The organism is Polymorphospora sp. NPDC050346 (assembly GCF_040655695.1).
Lineage (GTDB): Bacteria > Actinomycetota > Actinomycetes > Mycobacteriales > Micromonosporaceae > Polymorphospora > Polymorphospora lycopeni.
The window spans coordinates 369,292-386,078 of sequence record NZ_JBFAKM010000001.1 but is presented as its reverse complement, the minus strand read 5'-3'; the positions used below and the strand labels follow the sequence as shown (position 1 = coordinate 386,078).

Below are 16,787 nucleotides of genomic sequence, written 5' to 3'. Positions count from 1 at the left end.
GCGAAAGGTCGCAGCATGTTCGAGGAGTCCCGCGTCGCCCTCGTCACCGGTGCCGCTCGCGGCATCGGGGCCGCCACCGCCCGCCGGCTGGCGGTCGACGGGTTCACGGTGGCCGTGCTCGACCTCGACGAGGCGGCCTGCGCCGACACGGTCGCGCAGATCACGCGGGACGGCGGCCGGGCCCTGGCCGTCGGCGCGGACGTGGCCGACGAGACCGGGGTGCGGGCGGCCGTCGACCGGGTCGCGGCCGAACTGGGCCCGCCCGCCGTCCTGGTCAACAACGCCGGCGTGCTGCGCGACAACCTGCTCTTCAAGATGACCGAGGCCGACTGGGACACGGTGCTCGGCGTACACCTCAAGGGGGCCTTCCTGGTCACCCGGGCGGTGCAGAAGCACATGGTCGACCAGCGGTACGGCCGGATCGTCAACCTGTCCAGCACCTCGGCGCTGGGCAACCGGGGGCAGGCGAACTACGCCGCGGCCAAGGCGGGCATGCAGGGCCTCACCAAGACGCTGGCGATCGAACTGGGCCCGTTCGGGATCACCGCCAACGCGGTGGCACCCGGCTTCATCGTCACCGAGATGACCGCCGCCACCGCGGCCCGGCTCGGCGTCGACTTCGCGCAGTTGCAGGAGCGGGCCGCGGCCGAGACCCCGGTACGCCGGGTCGGCCGGCCCGAGGACGTCGCGTACACCATCGCCTTCCTGGCCAGCGAGGGTGCGTCGTTCGTGTCCGGGCAGGTGATCTACGTCGCGGGCGGCCCGCGCGACTGATCCGGCTCAGGCCCGGGTGGACCGGGTCCGCCAGAGCCAGAGCAGGCCGAGCGCGGGCAGCAGGAGCGGGATGTAGCCGTACCCCTCGCCGAAGCCCGACCACACCGTGTCGTCGGGGAACGCGGACGGGACGAGCAGGCTCGCGGTGCCGACGACGAGCACCCCGACGAGTTCGATCGTGCAGCACACCAGCGCGATCCGCCGGCCGAGTTCGCCGGCCCGGGCCAGGCCGTAGGTGGCGATGATGTAGACCACCGCGGCGAACGCCGACAGCAGGTAGGCCAGCGGCGCCTCGCCGAAGCGGGTCGCGATCTGCAGGCCGGCGCGGGCGGTCGCCGCGATCGCGAAGAGCAGGTAGACGGCGATCAGCACCCGGCCGGGGCCGCCGTTGAGCATCCGCGACACCCGGGTGTCCGTACGCGGTTCAGACACCGGCCACCTCCCAGGTCTGCTGCAGCCGTACGACCAGCACCGGGATGACCAGGCAGACGACGGTGACGATGATGGAGCCCCACCGGGTCGGTTCCATCCGGGCGAGCACGGCGGCGATCGGTGGCAGGCAGACGATCGTGGCGAGGTAGCCCCAGAAGGTGCCGGGCTCGGCGGGACTTTCCCCACCGGCGATCGCCACCAGGGCCGCGACGCCGAGGGCGAGGATCGCGACCTCGACCACGGCGAGGCCGATCAGGTGGGACCGGTCGGGGGCCCGGTCGCGCACGGTCGCGACCAGCCCCCACGCCGCCAGCGCGAGGGCGAGCACGATCGTCAGGGTTTCGAGAGCGCCGTTCACGGCCACACTCTACTAACGCCTGTAGTAAGGCGATCCGCGGATGGCGCTTCTGGAATCGATCATGTGAAACAGATCAATATGCGGCTATAGTTCTCGGGCATGGGCGGGACGGGCATGTGGGCTTTGCCGGTCGTAGGCGGATGTGTCCTGTTGGCCATGGTTGTCCTCGCGTTGATCCTCGACCGTCCGCGTGGGCCCCGCCCCGACCTCGGGCAGCTTCGGGCCGAGGCCACCGAGCTGGCCGCGCACGCGGTCGCCGCCCAGGAGCGGGCCGGCCGGGCCGGTGCGGCCGCGGTCGAGGTCCGCTCGGCGGCGCTGGCCGCGCGGCGGGCCCGCGACGAGGCGTGGACCGCCCAGGAGCGGGCCGCGAAGGGATACCACCTGGCCTGGCAGGAGGTGCTGGCGGCGCGGGAGACGGCGGGGGCGGTCGACGGCGCCGGCGGCCGGGACCGGACGGTGACCCGGGCGGCGCTGTCGGCGTACCGGCGGGGCGACATCTCGATCGACGAGCTGCGCCGGGTGTGGTCCGGCGCGGACGGGGCCGACCCGGTGCTGGCCGAGCGCGAGCGGGCCGCCGAACGGTGGCGGATGCGGGAGCTGGGGGCGCGGCGGGTCCACGACCGGGCCAACCTGGCGCTGCGCCGGGCCGACGAGGCGGCCGGGATCGCCGAGTGTGCGGCGCGGGCGCTGCTCGACGAGGCCGTGGTGGCGGCGACCGAGGCGCACGAGGCGATGCTCGCGGTCGAGTGGCGGGCGAGCCGGTCCCGGTTGCGCTGACGTCGCGTACGGGCGGGAGAATTCCGACAAAAGTGGCAAGTGTCGTCCGGGGTGGCGGCGGTCGGGACTGATAGCTTCCGCTCATGATCGATGGTGGTCGCCGGGTGGCCGTCGCCCTGCGGATCGTGACCGTGCTGGCGGTGCTGGTCGGGGTCGGGGTGACCGCGGTCGGCGCCGACACCCTGCCCGGACTGCTGCCCTACTTCACCATCCAGAGCAACCTGCTGCTCGGCTGCTTCGCCGCGTACGCCGCCCTGCTCGCCCGGCGCGGCGGGCAGCCGCCGGCGGTGGTCAAGGGCGCGGTCACCACCTACATGGTCATCACCGGGCTGGTCTACCACCTCGTGCTGATGAACGGCGCCGGTGAGTTCTCCATGGCCGACGAGGCCGCCGCCGCGTCGGCGCTGCTCCAGCTCGGTAACCAGCTCACCCACACCCTGACCCCGATCCTCGCGGTCCTCGACTGGCTGCTGCTCGACCGGTCCCGGGCCCGCTTCCGGTACGCGCTGCTCTGGCTGGCGTACCCGCTGGCCTACCTGGCCTTCGCGCTGGTCCGCGGCCTGGTCACCGGGACCTACCCGTACCCGTTCGTCGACGTGACCGAGCTGGGCTACGGCGGGATCGCCGTCAACACCCTGGTGTTCGGCGGCGCCTTCTACCTCATCGGGCTGGCCGTCGTGGCCGCCAACCGGGCGGTGACGAGACCGCGCCGGGGGCGCGGAACGGCCCCGGCCGCCGGTCGGGCAGACTGACCGGCGACGAGGCGACCGGAGGGGGCGGGATGGGACTGCGGTTCGGGCTGTTCGGCACCGGCAACTGGGCGGCGAATGCGCACGCCCCCGCGATCGTCGGGCATCCGGGGGCCGAACTCGTCGGCGTCTTCGGCCGCGACCCGGCCAAGGCCGCCGACCTCGCCGACCGCTACGGCGCCCGCCCCTACCACGACGTCGACGAACTCATCGCCGACGTCGACGCGGTCGCCGTCGCACTGCCGCCCGACGTGCAGGCCCAAATCGCCGTACGGGCCGCGCAGGCCGGCAGGCACCTGCTCCTCGACAAGCCGCTCGCGCTCGACCTCGCCGAGGCCGACCGGGTGGTCGACGCCGTACGGCGCAGCGGGGTCGCCTCGGCCGTCTTCTTCACCAACCGGTTCCGCGGTACCGTCGTCGACTTCCTCGACCGGGCGGTGACCACCGGCGGCTGGACCGGCGCCCGGGCGATCCTCTTCGCGTCGATCTTCGAGCCGGGCAGTCCACACCTCGGCTCGACCTGGCGGCGCCGGCACGGCGGGCTGTGGGACGTCGGGCCGCACATGCTCTCGGTGGTCGTACCGGTGCTCGGGCCGGTCACCCACGTCGCCGCGATGGACGCCCCGGACCACACCGTGCACCTGCTCCTGCGGCACGCCGGGGGCGCGGCCAGCACCATGTCGCTGACCGTCGACGCCCCACCCGCCGCCCGGACGAACGAGGTCACGTTCTACGGGACGGCGGGGCTGGCGACCGTGCCGCCCGGCGAGACCACCGCGGTCGAGGCGCTCACCACCGCCGTCGACCTGCTGCTCGACGAGATCGCCACCGGGGCCCGGGGCGGGCTGCTCGACGTCCGGTTCGGCCGCGACGTGGTGGCCGTACTCGCCGCCGCCGAACTGGCCCGGTCCGGCGCCGGCACGGTGGCGGTCGCCCCGGCCCGCTGACCGGCGGCTGGGGGACATCCCCCGTACGCCACTCAGGGTCGGCCTCCTACCCGGGGCCTACTCCGTACGGCCCGGTCTGCGCCGAAGGGGCAGGCCCGACTCCGCTGTCAGCAGGTCGCGGATGTCAGAGGGGGTGCCTAGGCTCGGTATGTGGAGCTGATCAGGGTGCAGGCACTGTCGACGACCCGTCTGGACGTGACCGTGGACGCCGCCGGTGACACGCTGGAGGTGCGGGTCGTCGGGGAGATCGACATCGCCAATGTCGACGAGTTCCGGGTGCTGCTGTGGTCGCTACCGGCCGGCGCGACGACCGCCCGGGTGGATCTGTCCGGCCTCGAGTTCCTCACCGCGGCGGGGGTCCGTGCGCTGATCGCCGCGCACCTGCGGCTGCGCGCCCGGGGCACCCAGCTCGTGCTGTGCCGGCCGACCCCGCTGGTTCGGCGCGTACTGCGGATCAGCCGGGTGAACCGGGTCATCCCGGTCGTCGGCTCGGCCCGACCGGCCGCGGACCAGCCGTCCGCCGGACAGTGGGGCGGCGAATCGCGAGGAGCCGAGCGGCCCGCCAGCCGACCCGGCGTCGAGCGGCCGGGACCGGAGAAGGTGACGTCGGACAAGGCCGGCCAGCGGGTCTGGCAGCCCGGCCCGCTCCGCGACGCCCACCACCCGGTCCGCTGCGGCCGGGCCGCCTGACCAGGGTTCCGATCGGTCGGCCGAGCACTGGCCGGGCGAGCACCGGCCGGGGCCGCCCCGCCGGTGCTCGGGCCGCGCCGGCCAGGGGCTCAGTGCCGGGCCAGCGCCAGCCAGTCCTGGCTGGTCACGTCGGTCCCCGGCTGGACGAGCAGGCGTTCGAGGGTGCCGGGGTTGGCGGCGGTCAGATCCCAGATGGCACCGCTCGGCAGCCGGGTACGGGCCAGCCGGGTGCCGGCCGAATAGACCTCGCCGGGCCGGACCAGCCAGCGCAGCAGCCGGGTCGAGCCGCCGGGGATGCCGAACGACAGCGGTGCGATCCGTTCCGGTGACGACCACGCCGGCAGCGTCCGCGGCCCGCTGCGGGCCAGCCAGCGGGCGGCACCGAGCACGGTCGCCAGTTCGGGGTCGTCGGCGGTACGGATCGGGCGGCCGAAGGCACGCCGTACCGTCTCGGTGACCGCCGGCATCCGCGACCCGCCACCGACCAGCAACACCGCGTCGACCTGGTGGGCCGCGACGTTCAGGCGGTCGAGCATGGCCGCGCAGCACTGCGCCGTACGGCTCAGCAGCGGCGCCGCCAGGGTGGCCAGCTCGGTGCGCGACAGCCGGTAGGCGGGCACGTCCGGCAGCAGGTAGTCCTCGACCGTGGCGGTGTCGCTGAGCCGGTGCTTGATCCGCTGCGCGAAGTCGGTCACCGCCATGCCCAGCCGCAGCGTCGCGGGCGCCGACGGGCTGGCCGCCGCGGTCCGCAACAGTGGAGCGAGCCACTGCTGCCCGTCGCTGTGGATCTGGGCGGCCAGCAGGGCGTCGATGTCGCGGCCCCCGTCGTCGATGGCCGCGTGCCCGAGCACCTCGTGCCGGCGTTCGTCGATCCGCACCAGCGCGGTGTCGAAGGTGCCGCCGCCGAGGTCGTAGACGAGTACCAGGTCGCCGTTGCCCAGCGGTGGCCCGGCGACCGGGGCGAAGGCGGCCGCGACCGGCTCGGGCAGCAGTTCGACGGTTTCGAAGCCGGCCGCCTCACCGGCGGCGACCATCTGCGCCCGGCGGGTGTCGGCCGGGGCGGTGGCCGTGGGATCGAGCGGGGTCGGCGCATAGGTGGCCGGTACGGTGATCACCGCCCGCTCGATCCGCCCGCCGTGCAGCCGTTCGGCCTCCGTACGCAGGGCCACGAGCACGGCCGCCACCTGCTCGATCGGCCGGAACCGCCGGTGCCCGAGCACGGTGGGGGTGTCGGCCGCCAGGCCGCGCTTGAACTCCGTGGCGTAGGCCGTCGGATCGGACCGTTTGCGCTGCTCGGCGGGGCTGCCGACGAGCATCTGCGCGCCGTCCCAGTAGACGGCCGAGGGCCAGCTGCGCAGGCCGGTCGCCGGCTCGGGCACCAGGGACACCGAGTCGCCGCGGACCACCACGGCCGACGACGAGGTGGTGCCGATGTCGATGATCAGCACCGGCTTGTCAGACGTCGTAGACATCGACCAGGCTCCGTTCCTCGGACTCCCAGTTGACCAGTAGATAGCGGCTGTCGGCGCTGAACCCGACCCGGCCCTGGTGGCCGGCGCTGCCGCGTAGGCGGAACAGTTCGTGGTCGGTGGTCGCGTCGTGTACGGCGACGACCGGATCGCCGTTCGGCGCGGGGCTGGCGTCGGCCCTCAGCTGACCGTCGGGGCTGGTGGTCGTCGTGCCGAAACCGTCCCGGCCGCTCAGCTCGGCGAAGCCCGGATGCTGCCGGCGCCAGTGCTCGTCGCTCAGCCGTTCGAGCCGGCTGCCGGTGCGCAGGTCCCACAGCGTCGTCGCGGCGCGGCGGCGTAGTCCGACCCCACGGCTGCCGCCCTCGGTGGCCAGCCGCCACGCGGTCTCGTCGACCAGGACCTTGAACGGCCCGCCGGGATCGCGGAACCGGGTGTTGAGCTTGCCGGTCTCCACCTCCCACACCGAGAACCACCCGTCGGCGTCCCAGCCCACGAGGCAGAACCGCCCGTCCGGGTCGACGAACACCCGGCCCCTGGTGGTCGCGTCCACGCCGGCCTCGGGGCGGAAGTCGCCGAGCACCGCCCCGTCGAGCAGCGAACGTAGCCGTACCGACGGGGCCCGGGTGCACTCCACCAGCAACTGCCGGTCGGCGTGCAGTTGCCAGACACCTCGCGACTCCAGGTGCAGGCGGCGGTTGGGCGCGTCGAGCGGCATGCCCCCGCGGTCGCGGGCGGCACCGGCGACCATGACCGGGCCGACGGGTCCGCCCGCGGCGGACCGGTGCGAGACCAGGGTGCCGGACCGGGCCACGGTGAGGTCGAAGACCCGCTCGTCGGCGGTGCGGACCCGGGCGACCGGCTCGCCGGCCGCGAACGGCGCGCCCTCGGGGACCAGCCAGCGCTGCAGCCGTCCCACGCCGCCGGGGATGTCCCAGGTGAGTGGTTCGACCTGCCAGCGGGGTCGCTCGGCGGGAACGACCCGGGCGGCCGCGCCGGCCGCGTAGCGGGCCGCGCCGCGCAGCACCGCCAGTTCGGGCTCGCCGGAGCGGCGTAACGGGTGGGCGGTGGCGCCGTCGCGGAACCCCAGCCCGTCGAGCATCCCGGGTACGACCATCTGCAGCCGGGCGCCGCCACCGGCGAGTACGACGGCGGCGACGTCGGCCAGGGTGAGCCCGTGCTCGCTGACGAGCGCGTGGCAGCTCTCCACCAGCCAGTGCAGCGCCGGGGTGGCGATCGCGGTGAGCCGGTCGCGGGTGAGCCGGTGCGGCGGGCTGAGCGCGGTCAGGTGGTCGACGACTTCCTCGCCGCCGCCGCTGAGCTGGTGCTTGAGCTGCCGGATGAAATCGATCATCTCGTAGTAGGCCCGCAGGCCGGGATCGCCGGGCGCGGCGAGCAGCGGTTCGAGCCAGTCCCGGGCCCGCTCCCGCAGATCGTTGATCAGTTGGGCGTCGATGTGGTGGCCGGCGGCGCTGCCGCGCTGCGACAGCAGGGTGGTGTGGCTCCCGTAGACCTGGACCAGACCGACCGTCCAGTTCGTACCGAGATCGCAGACCAGCACCAGCGCGCCGGCCGGAAGGTTGTCGCTGACGTCGGGGTCGAGTGCGGCGGCGACCGCGTCGGGCAGCAGTTCGACGTCGGTGAAACCGGCCGCCTCGCCGATCCCGATCATCAGGTCGCGGCGGGGGTCGCCCGGCTCGTAGTCGGCCGGCACGGCGAGCGAGAGGCGGGACGGCGGGCTACCCAGCAGCCGTGCCGCCTCGGCGCGCAGGACACTCACGAACAGGGTCAGCGCGTCGACCCCGCTGATCTCCCGGTCCTCCAACCGCATCGAGGCATGGGCGTCGAGGGCCCGGCGCGGCCCCTCGATGTAGCGGCGGGGCAGGGTGCGCTTGCACAACTCGGCGGCGGTGCCGACGACCGGTCCGGCGTCGTCGAGGCAGATGGCGGACGGCCAGCTCGACCCGCCCCCGGGTTCCTTGACAAGGGTGACCTGATTGCCGTCGACGAGCGCGGCCCGGGTGCCTGACGTGCCGAGGTCGACCACCAGGATCGGTTCGCTCACCGTAATCCCCCACACGTCGTCGGTCATCACTATCCGAAGTAGTGCGGGCATAGTGTCCGCGAGGGGTACACGTTCCGTCCAGCCTTGATACGGCACTGTGTCCGCACCCCGGACGGAGTGCGGTTACGTGAAATGAGGCCGTAACCGAGCAGAACCGGCCATCCGGTCGAGGTGCTGCGCCGAACGCCGTACGTGCGGTCGAACGCGAGTGACCGAAGGCTGCCAGGCATGACGCTCCGTGACGGTTCAGCATCGCGTCGGGCCGGGCGCCTGTCGGCCGTACCCGACGGTCCGGGGACCGGGACGGGCGACGGAGGTCAGCCGGCCGGGATCGCCCTGACCTGACCGGAACCGCAGGGAGGGCGGAAAGACTCTTACCTACCCAATCGGGCGTATATCACGGCTTGTCGATGTATGGGGGTCGCAAAGCTCGCCGTGACCGTCACCGGGGTGGGGTTAGCCACACCCCGGGGTGGCGCGCAGGGTCAATGCCGGCACGAACACCGGTCGGCCAGACTGGTCGACATGACAGGCGAGCTGGTCCGGCGGCACACGGGGGCCGTCGTACGCGGGTTCGCCCTCGGCGGGCTCGCCGTCGCCGCGGCCGTCTCGTTCACGCTGCAGATGGCGCTCTTCGTGCCGGGGTTCATCCTCGGCATGGTCTTCCTGCTGCCCCGGCCGCTGGTCGTCGCCAGGTGGCTGCCCGACCTGGCCCGCCGGCTCGCCGGGCGCTGGTCCGGCGTCGAGATCTCCTCGCCGTACCGGCCGCGTCCGCAGCCGCCGCAGCCCGGCCCCGACGGGCTGTACGAGCGGGACCGGCAGCTCTACCGCAGGCCGTGGTTCCCGGCGTGGATGGACCGGATCGACTGGGTGCTCGGCGACACCGCCACCTGGCGCGACCTGCGCTGGGCGTTCCTCGAACCGGTCGTCGGCGGGCCGCTCGCCGTGCTGCCCGCCGCACTGGTCGCGGGCGGCGGGTGGCTCGGGTACGTCGGTGTCACCGATCCGACCGGGGCCGGCTGGTGGGCCGTCCCGCTCGGCCTGCTCGCCGCCACGGCCGGCGTCACCGTCGCACCGGCGCTGCTGTCGGCGCACGCCCGCTGGACCCGGCTGCTGCTGCGCCCGGTGAAGCCGGTCCTCACCCCCGTCAAGCGGTGGATCCTGCTGCGGCTGCTGGTGCTGGTCCGGATGCTCGCCCTGCTCGGCCTGACCCTGCTCGTCGTACCGGTCGGGGTGCTGAGCGCGCTCGCCGTCATCCTCTCCTACGGGGTCGGCCTCATCGTCGTCCTCCCGCCCGTCGTCGAGCACTCCCGCCCGCTGGCCAACCTCCGCCGCCGGCTGGCCCGCTGGTCCGGGGTGGACATCCCCGAGCCGTACCGGCCCAGGCCGTCCCTGCAGCGTCGCCCCGACGGGCTCTACCAGGTCGACAAGGCCCTGTACAAGACGACCCGGATGGCCGCCTACGCCCAGCGGGTGACCTGGCTGAACCGCGACCCGGCGAGCTGGCGGGACATCATCTGGCAACTGCTGGACCCGCTGGTCGGGGGAGCGCTGCTGACGGTGCCGCTCGGCGCGATCGGCTACGGCATCTGGGGACTGGCGCTGCCCCGGTTCACGGTTCTCATCGGCCTGCGGGGCGACGACCTCGGACCCTGGCACGGCAACGTCGCCGGGAACGGCGCGGCCGCCGTACCGGTCGGGTTGGCGCTGGCCGCCGCCGGCCTGGTCGTCGCACCACGGCTGCTGCGCCTGCACGGCCGCTGGACGGCGCTGCTGCTCGGCCCGACACTGCGGGCCCGGCTCGCGCTGCGGGTGCGGCGGCTGACCGAGACCCGCGCCGACGCCACCGAGGTGCAGGCCGCCGAACTGCGCCGCATCGAGCGCGACCTGCACGACGGCGCGCAGGCCCGGCTCGTCGCCCTCGGCCTCACCCTCGGCGCCGCCGAACAACTCGTCGAACGCGACCCGGCCGTCGCCCGCGAACTGATCGCCGAAGCCCGCGACAACGCCGCCCGGGCCCTGACCGAACTGCGCGACCTCGTACGCGGCATCCACCCGCCGGTGCTCGCCGAACGTGGCCTCGGCGACGCCGTACGGGCGCTGGCCCTGGACTGTCCGCTGCCCGTCGAGGTGACCGTGGACCTGCCGGGCCGGGCGGAGGCCCCGGTGGAGTCGGCGGCCTACTTCGCGGTCAGCGAGCTGATCACCAACGCGGTGCGGCACGCCGGGGCGGGCCGGATCGCCGTCGACATCGGCCACCGCGACGACACCCTGCGGATCGTCGTCACCGACGACGGCCACGGCGGCGCCGACCCGACCCGCGGCACCGGGCTACGCGGCATCGAACGGCGGCTCGGTACATTCGACGGCGTCGTGACCGTCGACAGCCCGCCGGGCGGTCCGACGACCGTCGTATTGGAGCTGCCGTGCGTGTTGTCCTCGCCGAGGACCTCTACCTGCTGAGGGAGGGGTTGTCGCGGCTGCTCACCGCGCACGGGTTCGAGATCGTCGCGGCCGTCGAGACCGGCCCGGAACTGCACGAGGCGCTGATCGGGCTGCGACCCGACGTCGCGGTCGTCGACGTACGGCTGCCGCCGACCCAGACCGACGAGGGGCTACAGGCCGCGCTGGCCGCCCGCCGGGAGATCCCGGGCCTGCCGGTGCTGGTGCTGTCGCAGCACGTCGAGCAGTTGTACGCCCGCGAGCTGCTCGCCGACGGGTCGGGCGGCGTCGGCTACCTGCTCAAGGACCGGGTCTTCAACGCCGACCAGTTCGTCGACGCCGTACGGCGGGTCGCGGCCGGCGGCACCGCGATGGATCCCGACGTCATCGCCCGGCTGCTCACCGGCACCGGCCGGGCCGGACCGCTCGCCCGGCTGACCCCACGTGAGCGCGAGGTGCTGGAGCTGATGGCGGAGGGGCGCTCGAACAGCGCCATCGCCCAGCGGCTGTTCCTGAGCGAGAGCGCGGTCGGCAAACACACCGCGAGCATCTTCGGCAAACTCGACCTGACGCAGTCGGACGACGACAACCGGCGGGTGCTGGCCGTGCTGGCGTACCTCAACGGCTGACGGCCTGCTCCCGGCCGTGGGCGGCGCGCTTCGGCCGCCGGCCGGTGCGGTGCGGCCGCGTGCCGGTGCGGGCTGGACGGCCGGCGGCCGTGCTGGTTCGGTGGCCCGGCCGGGTGGCGCGGGGTGGACGGCCGGTGTCGGTCGGTCTGGTTCGGTGGCCCCGGCCGGGTGACGCGGGATGGGCGGCCAGGGTCAGCGGAGCGGGCCGAGCGCGCCGGTGACCTCGGCGGCGGAGCCGAACCGGTCGACCGACAGCGAGCGCAGTGCCTGCATCGTCTTGGTGTCCGCGCCGCTCTCCTGCGCCCGCCTGATCAGATCCTCCTTCGACACCGGATAGTCCAGGCCGCTGAGCTGTTCCTCCCACGGAAGCTGCTGACTGGTCATGACCACCCCCGTACCCGCAAACCCCCGTCCACACTCCCGCCCCGCCCCTTTCGCGTTGATCAAGGAGAAAGCGTGCCCGTCTTATGGCGGATTGCCGCTTAACTTCTCCTTGATCAACGCGGCGGGTGGGGGGCGGGGCGGCGCGGGGTGGGGGTGGGGGTTTGGTGGTGGTAGGGGTGGGTAGGAGTTGGTATGTCCTTGTATGACGCTAACCTCGGCGAGAACGACGCCGGCTGGGGTGGGACGTTGGGGCGGATCGCCCACCGGCTGGCCGGCCCGGACGACTTCGACCCCCTCCTCGCCCGGATCGGCGACGCCCGGATCGTGCAACTCGGCGAGGCGAGCCACGGCACGTACGACTACTACCGGCTGCGCGAGCAGCTCACCCGTCGGCTCGTCACCGAGTACGGGTTCTCGTTCGTCGCCGTCGAGGGAGACTGGCCGGACTGCGACCGGGTGCACCGCTCGGTCACCGGCGTACCCGGCGCCGATCCCGACCCGCAGGTCGCGTTGCAGCGGTTCGAGCGGTGGCCGACCTGGATGTGGGCCAACGCGGAGGTGGCCCGCTTCTGCCGGTGGCTGCGGGCGTGGAACCTCGACCGGTCGCCGGAGCAGCGGGTCGGCTTCCACGGGCTCGACGTCTACAGCCTCTGGGAGTCGATCCACGCGATCCTCGACCATCTGGGGGAGGACGACCCGCCGGCCCGTCGCGCGGCGGAGGAGGCGTACCGCTGCTTCGAGCCGTTCGGTGGCGACCCGCAGGTCTACGCGATGGTCGACGACGAGTGTCAGGGCGAGGTCGTCCGGATGCTCACGCAGCTGCGGACGCGCGCCGCCCGGGACGGCGCCGACCGCTTCTCGGCCTGGCAGAACGGCGAGGTGGTCGCCGGGGCCGAGCGCTACTACCGGGCGATGGTCCGGGGCGGCCCGGATTCGTGGAACGTCCGCGACACCCACATGGCCGACACCCTCGACCGGCTGCTGACCTTCTACGGCACCGGTGCGAAGGCCGTGGTGTGGGCGCACAACACCCATGTCGGGGACGCCCGGGCGACCAGCATGACCCGGTCCGGGCTGGTCAACATCGGCGAGCTGGCCCGGGAGCGGTACGGCCCCGACGACGTGGTCCTGGTCGGCTTCGGAAGCTATCGGGGCGAGGTGGTCGCCGGCAGCGAGTGGGGTGCGCCGGCGCAGGTGATGGAGTTGCCGCCGGCCCGCCCGGGGTCGCTGGAGGACCGGCTGCACACGGTGCTTCCGGAACGCGCCCTGCTGGTCTTCCCGCGCGAGGATCGGCCGGCCTGGCTTGCCGCGGAGTTCGAGCACCGGGCGGTCGGCGTCGTCTACGACCCGGAGGTCGAACGCTGGGGCAACTACGTGCCGACCCGGCTCGGCGACCGCTACGACGCCTTCGTCTGGTGCGACCAGAGCACGCCGTTGCACCCGCTGTCGGCCCGGATGGTGCCCGGCGAACTGGAGACCTATCCGGCCGGCGTCTGACCGGGGCCGGGCGGGTTCCAGGTGAACCTCGGTGCGCGGCGCTCGTGGAACGCCGCGACCCCCTCGGCCAGGTCACCGGCGGTCCGCATCTCCCGCTCCCAGTACGCCACCCGCCCGGCACCCGGGTCGGCGCCGCCGTGCCGGGCCGCGGACGCCAGGGCGACGTACTCCTTGGCGGCGGACTGGGTGAGCAGGGACCGTTCGGCCAGTGTCGCGGCGAGGGCGCGTACCCGGTCGGCCAGCCGGTCGGCGGGCACCACCTCGTCGACCAGCCCGATCCGGGCCGCGTGCGCGGTGTCGACGAGTTCGGCGGAGTAGAGCAGGTATTTCGCCGCGGCCGGCCCGACCAGCTCGACCAGCCGGCGGGTGGTGGGCAGCGGGTAGACCACGCCCAGCCGGGCCGGTGGTATCCCGAACCGGGTGCCGTCGGCGGCGATCCGTAGGTCGCAGGCGACGGCGAGCTGGCAGCCGCCGCCGACGCAGTGGCCACGGATCTCGGCGATCGTCGGTTTCGGGAACGCCGCCAGCGCGGTTTCGGCGACCACCGCGGCGATCTGGCCGTCCCCGCCGTCGCCGCCGACGCCGAGCAGTTCGTCGAGCGAGCCGATGTCCGCGCCGGCACAGAACGTGTCGCCGGCCCCGGTCAGCACGAGCACCCGTACCCGGGGGTCGGCGGCGAGCCGGTCGAGCAGCACCGGCAGCTCCCGCCACATTCGTACGGTCATCGCGTTGCGCTTGGCCGGGTTGTCGATCCGGATCGTCGCGGTGCCGCCGGCCACGTCGAGCCCGAGCCCCGGACGGCCCGCCGCCCGGTCCCCGCCCAGCGTCCTGTCGTCGGCCATCGACCACTCCTCCCACGCGTGCACCGACCCTACCGGCCGGTAACGCGAGCTGGCGCCACACCCGCCCCGGTACGGCGCGGGTCAGGCGCTCACCGGCTGGACGTGGCGGCGGCAGGCGTCGGCGTACGCGGCCGGGGTCATCCCCACCGCCGCGCTGAAGTCGCGGATGAAGTGCGACTGGTCGAAGTAGCCCAGGTCGGCGGCGACCTCGCTCCAGTTGGCCGGCCCGTCCTCCGCCAGCCGGGCGGCCGCCTCGTGCAGCCGGTAGCGCCGGAGTATCCACTTCGGACTGACTCCGACGTAGCGCTGGAAGAGCCGCTGCAACGACCGGGACGACAGCCCGAACCGGGTCGCCACCTCGTCGACCCGGACCACCGACCGGTCGTGCAACAGGGTCCGTACGATCCGCCCGACCCGCTCGACCTCGGGATCCGGGGCGGGCCGGCGGGCCCGCAGGTGGCGCTCGGCGATCGTCGCCAGCGCGTCGAGATCCGGGCCGGCGGCCGCCAGTTCGCGGGCCAGCCGGGCGGCGTCGGCCGCGCCCCAGAGTTCGGCGAGCGGCCTGGTCTGGCCGGTGAGCCGGGCGACCGGGCCGGCCAGGAACGGTGCGAACCCGCCCGGTCGGAACTTCACCCCGAAGACGTGGCCGCGCCCCCGGTAGCGGTAGGTGAACACCGTGTCGCCGACCCCGGCCACGGCGACCGGTCCACCGGTGGCGAACAGGTTGACGCACGGGTGGGGGAGCAGGCTGACCGAACCCTCCCGGTCCTCGGGAAGGTCCCAGCGGACCAGCCAGTGCCGCTCGACGAGGCCCGCGAGGTCGGCCGAGGCGGGCGCCCGGTCGAGGTCGAAATCCCGGGCGCGCACGCCGAGCAGGCCGTGGCGGCTCGCGGTCGGCGCCGGAAGGTGTCGCGTTTTTCCAAGCGGTGGCCGGTCCACCAGAGCAGCATGCACCATATGACCGACAACAAAACCCCTGCTCGTGGGCCGGCGCCGGCCGGCACGCAACGCCTGATGCCGTACGTCACCGTCAACGACTCGGCCCGGGCCGTCGACTTCTACCGCGACGTGCTCGGCGGGGAGGTGCTGACCAGGATCGACGGTCCGGACGGCGAGATCATCCACGCGGAGGTGCGGCTCGGCGACTCGGTCTTCCAGCTGGGTGCCCCGATGCCCGACCTCGGGCTGGTCGGACCGCCGGAGCAGGGCAACGCTTTCACGTTGACGTACTGGGTCGAGGACCCGGACGCCGTCTTCGCCCGCGCGGTGTCCGCCGGGGCGACCCCGCTGTCGGCGGTCGGCGACGCGTTCTCCGGCGACCGGATGGGAGTGTTCCGCTGCCCCTTCGGGCTGCGCTGGTGTGTGGCCCGGCACGACCGCGACATACCGGTCGAGGAGATCCGGGCCGCCGCGCTGGCCTGGACCGCCGAGGGCGACGACTGAGCGCACGGAGGTGGTGCCGCCGGACGGGCCGGCGGCACCACGGCGGTCAACGGGCCGGGGCCGCGTCGTCGAGTGCCGCCGCCTCCTGCGGCGTCGGGGCGCTGCCACCCAGATGCGCCGGCTGCCACCAGCCGTCCTCGGGCCCGGACGGCAGGTCCGGATAGTCGCGCTGGGCGCGGTCGACCAGCGTGGAGAGCGCGGTGTGCAGCTCGGCGGTGACCGCCTCCTGGTCACGCTGCGTGGGCACCGGCTCGCCGATCAGGATCGTGATCGGCACGTGGCGGGTGAACGTACGGGGCCGGCCCTTCGTCCACAACCGCTGGGTGCCCCAGATCGCCATCGGGATCAGCGGGACCTTGGCACTGTGCGCCATCCGCGCGGCCCCGGTCTTCAGCTCCTTGACGGTGAACGACCGGCTGATCGTGGCCTCCGGGAAGACGCCGACCACCTCGCCGTCCTTCAACTTGGCCAGCGCCTCGCGGTAGGAGGCGATCCCCGCGTTGCGGTCGACCGGGATGTGTCGCATGCCACGCATCAGCGGCCCGGATATCCGGTGGTCGAACACCGACTTCTTGGCCATGAACCGCACCAGCCGGCGGGCCGGTTGGGCGCCGAGACCGCAGAAGATGAAGTCCAGGTAGCTGACGTGGTTGCTCGCGATCACCGCCCCGCCCTGCCGGGGGATGTGCTGCTCGCCCTCTACCCTGATCCGCAGGTCCAACACCCGGAACATCGCCTTTGCGGTGGCGATGACGGGCGGGTACACCAACTCCGCCATGGGATGAACCTAGCCGGCTTCGCTGGGAGGCGCCCGGCAGCCCGCCCCGGCGGGCGCCGGACCTACGCCGGGTCAGCGCCGGTGGATGTCGAGCTGGTCCTGCATCTGGCGGGCGAAGCCCTCGGCGGTGGCGAGCTGGTCCCGCAGCGCCTGCACGCGCGCCATCGCCGCCTGGTGGAACATCGCCAGCCGTTCGAGCAGGGCGGTCCGCTCGTCGCCCGGGTCGGTGCCGGACAGCGCGTCGAGCAGGTCGAGCAGGTCGCGCATCTCCTCCAGGGTGAACCCGAGGGGCTTCATCCGCTTGACCACGGCGAGGCGGTCGAGGTCCGGCTGGGTGTAGAGACGGAACCCGCCGTCGCTGCGGGCCGACGGGACGATCAGTCCGGCCTCCTCGTAGTGGCGGATGGTGCGGATGCTCAACCCGACCCGCTCGGCGGCCTCGCCGATCTGCATGAGCTGATTGGATCCCTCACTCCGCTCGGTCATGCGCCCCCTCGCTCCGCTCGGTCATGTC

Annotated in this window: 18 protein-coding genes; 9 read left to right on the top strand and 9 right to left on the bottom strand. The window is 73.7% G+C overall.

Annotation, left to right across the window (positions count from 1 at the left end; translation table 11 throughout):
- The first annotated feature begins 15 nt into the window (after positions 1–15).
- Positions 16–774, top strand: coding sequence for a 3-oxoacyl-ACP reductase FabG (gene fabG, locus AB0I42_RS01560; RefSeq protein ID WP_357533123.1), 759 nt, complete (start codon positions 16–18; stop codon positions 772–774).
- A 6-nt stretch (positions 775–780) separates the two neighbouring features.
- Here the strand turns inward: fabG and AB0I42_RS01555 are convergent, their stop codons facing one another.
- Entirely contained in the window at positions 781–1,170 is a 390-nt protein-coding gene (locus tag AB0I42_RS01555; RefSeq protein WP_357533436.1) for a hypothetical protein, read from the bottom strand.
- A gap of 28 nt (positions 1,171–1,198) precedes the next feature.
- Positions 1,199–1,570, bottom strand: a complete 372-nt coding sequence (locus AB0I42_RS01550) for a hypothetical protein (RefSeq protein ID WP_357533122.1) — start codon at positions 1,568–1,570, stop codon at positions 1,199–1,201.
- A 150-nt stretch (positions 1,571–1,720) separates the two neighbouring features.
- On the opposite strand from AB0I42_RS01550, the gene AB0I42_RS01545 reads away from it, so the two are divergent.
- The 4 genes from AB0I42_RS01545 to AB0I42_RS01530 all read left to right on the top strand — a co-directional run bounded on the left by AB0I42_RS01545 (position 1,721) and on the right by AB0I42_RS01530 (position 4,727).
- Complete coding sequence (locus tag AB0I42_RS01545) at positions 1,721–2,341, top strand: hypothetical protein (protein ID WP_357533120.1); 621 nt, start codon at positions 1,721–1,723, stop codon at positions 2,339–2,341.
- Between the two features lie 83 nt (positions 2,342–2,424).
- Entirely contained in the window at positions 2,425–3,093 is a 669-nt protein-coding gene (locus AB0I42_RS01540; RefSeq protein ID WP_357533118.1) for a Pr6Pr family membrane protein, read from the top strand.
- Positions 3,094–3,122: 29 nt separating this feature from the next.
- A complete protein-coding gene (locus tag AB0I42_RS01535) occupies positions 3,123–4,037 on the top strand; it encodes a Gfo/Idh/MocA family oxidoreductase (protein ID WP_357533116.1) in 915 nt (304 codons plus the stop codon).
- 150 nt (positions 4,038–4,187) lie between these two features.
- Positions 4,188–4,727 carry an STAS domain-containing protein gene (locus AB0I42_RS01530; protein WP_357533114.1) on the top strand — a complete coding sequence of 180 codons (540 nt, stop codon included), beginning with the start codon at positions 4,188–4,190 and terminating at the stop codon, positions 4,725–4,727.
- A gap of 89 nt (positions 4,728–4,816) precedes the next feature.
- On the opposite strand, the gene AB0I42_RS01525 is transcribed toward AB0I42_RS01530, so the two are convergent.
- Together AB0I42_RS01525 and AB0I42_RS01520 are read right to left on the bottom strand one after the other, a co-directional pair.
- Positions 4,817–6,199: an Hsp70 family protein gene (locus AB0I42_RS01525; protein WP_357533113.1), complete on the bottom strand. Its 1,383-nt coding sequence runs from the start codon at positions 6,197–6,199 to the stop codon at positions 4,817–4,819.
- Positions 6,183–8,258 carry an Hsp70 family protein gene (locus tag AB0I42_RS01520; RefSeq protein ID WP_357533111.1) on the bottom strand — a complete coding sequence of 692 codons (2,076 nt, stop codon included), beginning with the start codon at positions 8,256–8,258 and terminating at the stop codon, positions 6,183–6,185. Before AB0I42_RS01520 ends, AB0I42_RS01525 begins: the two co-directional genes overlap by 17 nt.
- Positions 8,259–8,783: 525 nt before the next feature.
- Between AB0I42_RS01520 and AB0I42_RS01515 the strand changes: the two genes are divergently transcribed.
- Both AB0I42_RS01515 and AB0I42_RS01510 read left to right on the top strand, forming a co-directional pair.
- Positions 8,784–10,721, top strand: coding sequence for a sensor domain-containing protein (locus AB0I42_RS01515; RefSeq protein WP_357533109.1), 1,938 nt, complete (start codon positions 8,784–8,786; stop codon positions 10,719–10,721).
- On the top strand, positions 10,685–11,329 hold the full coding sequence (locus AB0I42_RS01510) for a response regulator transcription factor (protein WP_357533108.1): 645 nt from the start codon (positions 10,685–10,687) through the stop codon (positions 11,327–11,329). The genes AB0I42_RS01515 and AB0I42_RS01510 overlap by 37 nt, the downstream gene beginning before the upstream one ends.
- A 192-nt stretch (positions 11,330–11,521) precedes the next feature.
- Here AB0I42_RS01510 and AB0I42_RS01505 read toward each other — a convergent pair whose 3' ends face one another.
- Positions 11,522–11,713 carry a DUF2795 domain-containing protein gene (locus tag AB0I42_RS01505; protein ID WP_357533106.1) on the bottom strand — a complete coding sequence of 64 codons (192 nt, stop codon included), beginning with the start codon at positions 11,711–11,713 and terminating at the stop codon, positions 11,522–11,524.
- A 192-nt stretch (positions 11,714–11,905) separates the two neighbouring features.
- Here AB0I42_RS01505 and AB0I42_RS01500 point away from each other — a divergent pair, with 192 nt between their 5' ends.
- On the top strand, positions 11,906–13,210 hold the full coding sequence (locus AB0I42_RS01500; RefSeq protein WP_357533104.1) for an erythromycin esterase family protein: 1,305 nt from the start codon (positions 11,906–11,908) through the stop codon (positions 13,208–13,210).
- On the opposite strand, the gene AB0I42_RS01495 is transcribed toward AB0I42_RS01500, so the two are convergent.
- Both AB0I42_RS01495 and AB0I42_RS01490 read right to left on the bottom strand, forming a co-directional pair.
- The gene (locus AB0I42_RS01495; RefSeq protein ID WP_357533102.1) at positions 13,192–14,052 is read right to left on the bottom strand and encodes an enoyl-CoA hydratase-related protein; all 861 of its coding nucleotides are present in this window, start codon (positions 14,050–14,052) and stop codon (positions 13,192–13,194) included. The two genes, AB0I42_RS01500 and AB0I42_RS01495, sit on opposite strands and share 19 nt — an antisense overlap.
- Positions 14,053–14,133: 81 nt before the next feature.
- Positions 14,134–14,919, bottom strand: coding sequence for an AraC family transcriptional regulator (locus AB0I42_RS01490; RefSeq protein ID WP_357533100.1), 786 nt, complete (start codon positions 14,917–14,919; stop codon positions 14,134–14,136).
- Between the two features lie 90 nt (positions 14,920–15,009).
- On the opposite strand from AB0I42_RS01490, the gene AB0I42_RS01485 reads away from it, so the two are divergent.
- On the top strand, positions 15,010–15,495 hold the full coding sequence (locus AB0I42_RS01485; RefSeq protein ID WP_357533099.1) for a VOC family protein: 486 nt from the start codon (positions 15,010–15,012) through the stop codon (positions 15,493–15,495).
- Positions 15,496–15,541: 46 nt separating this feature from the next.
- On the opposite strand, the gene AB0I42_RS01480 is transcribed toward AB0I42_RS01485, so the two are convergent.
- Complete coding sequence (locus tag AB0I42_RS01480; protein ID WP_357533098.1) at positions 15,542–16,273, bottom strand: lysophospholipid acyltransferase family protein; 732 nt, start codon at positions 16,271–16,273, stop codon at positions 15,542–15,544.
- 72 nt (positions 16,274–16,345) lie between these two features.
- Complete coding sequence (locus tag AB0I42_RS01475; RefSeq protein WP_357533096.1) at positions 16,346–16,759, bottom strand: MerR family transcriptional regulator; 414 nt, start codon at positions 16,757–16,759, stop codon at positions 16,346–16,348.
- Between the last annotated feature and the right edge of the window lie 28 nt (positions 16,760–16,787).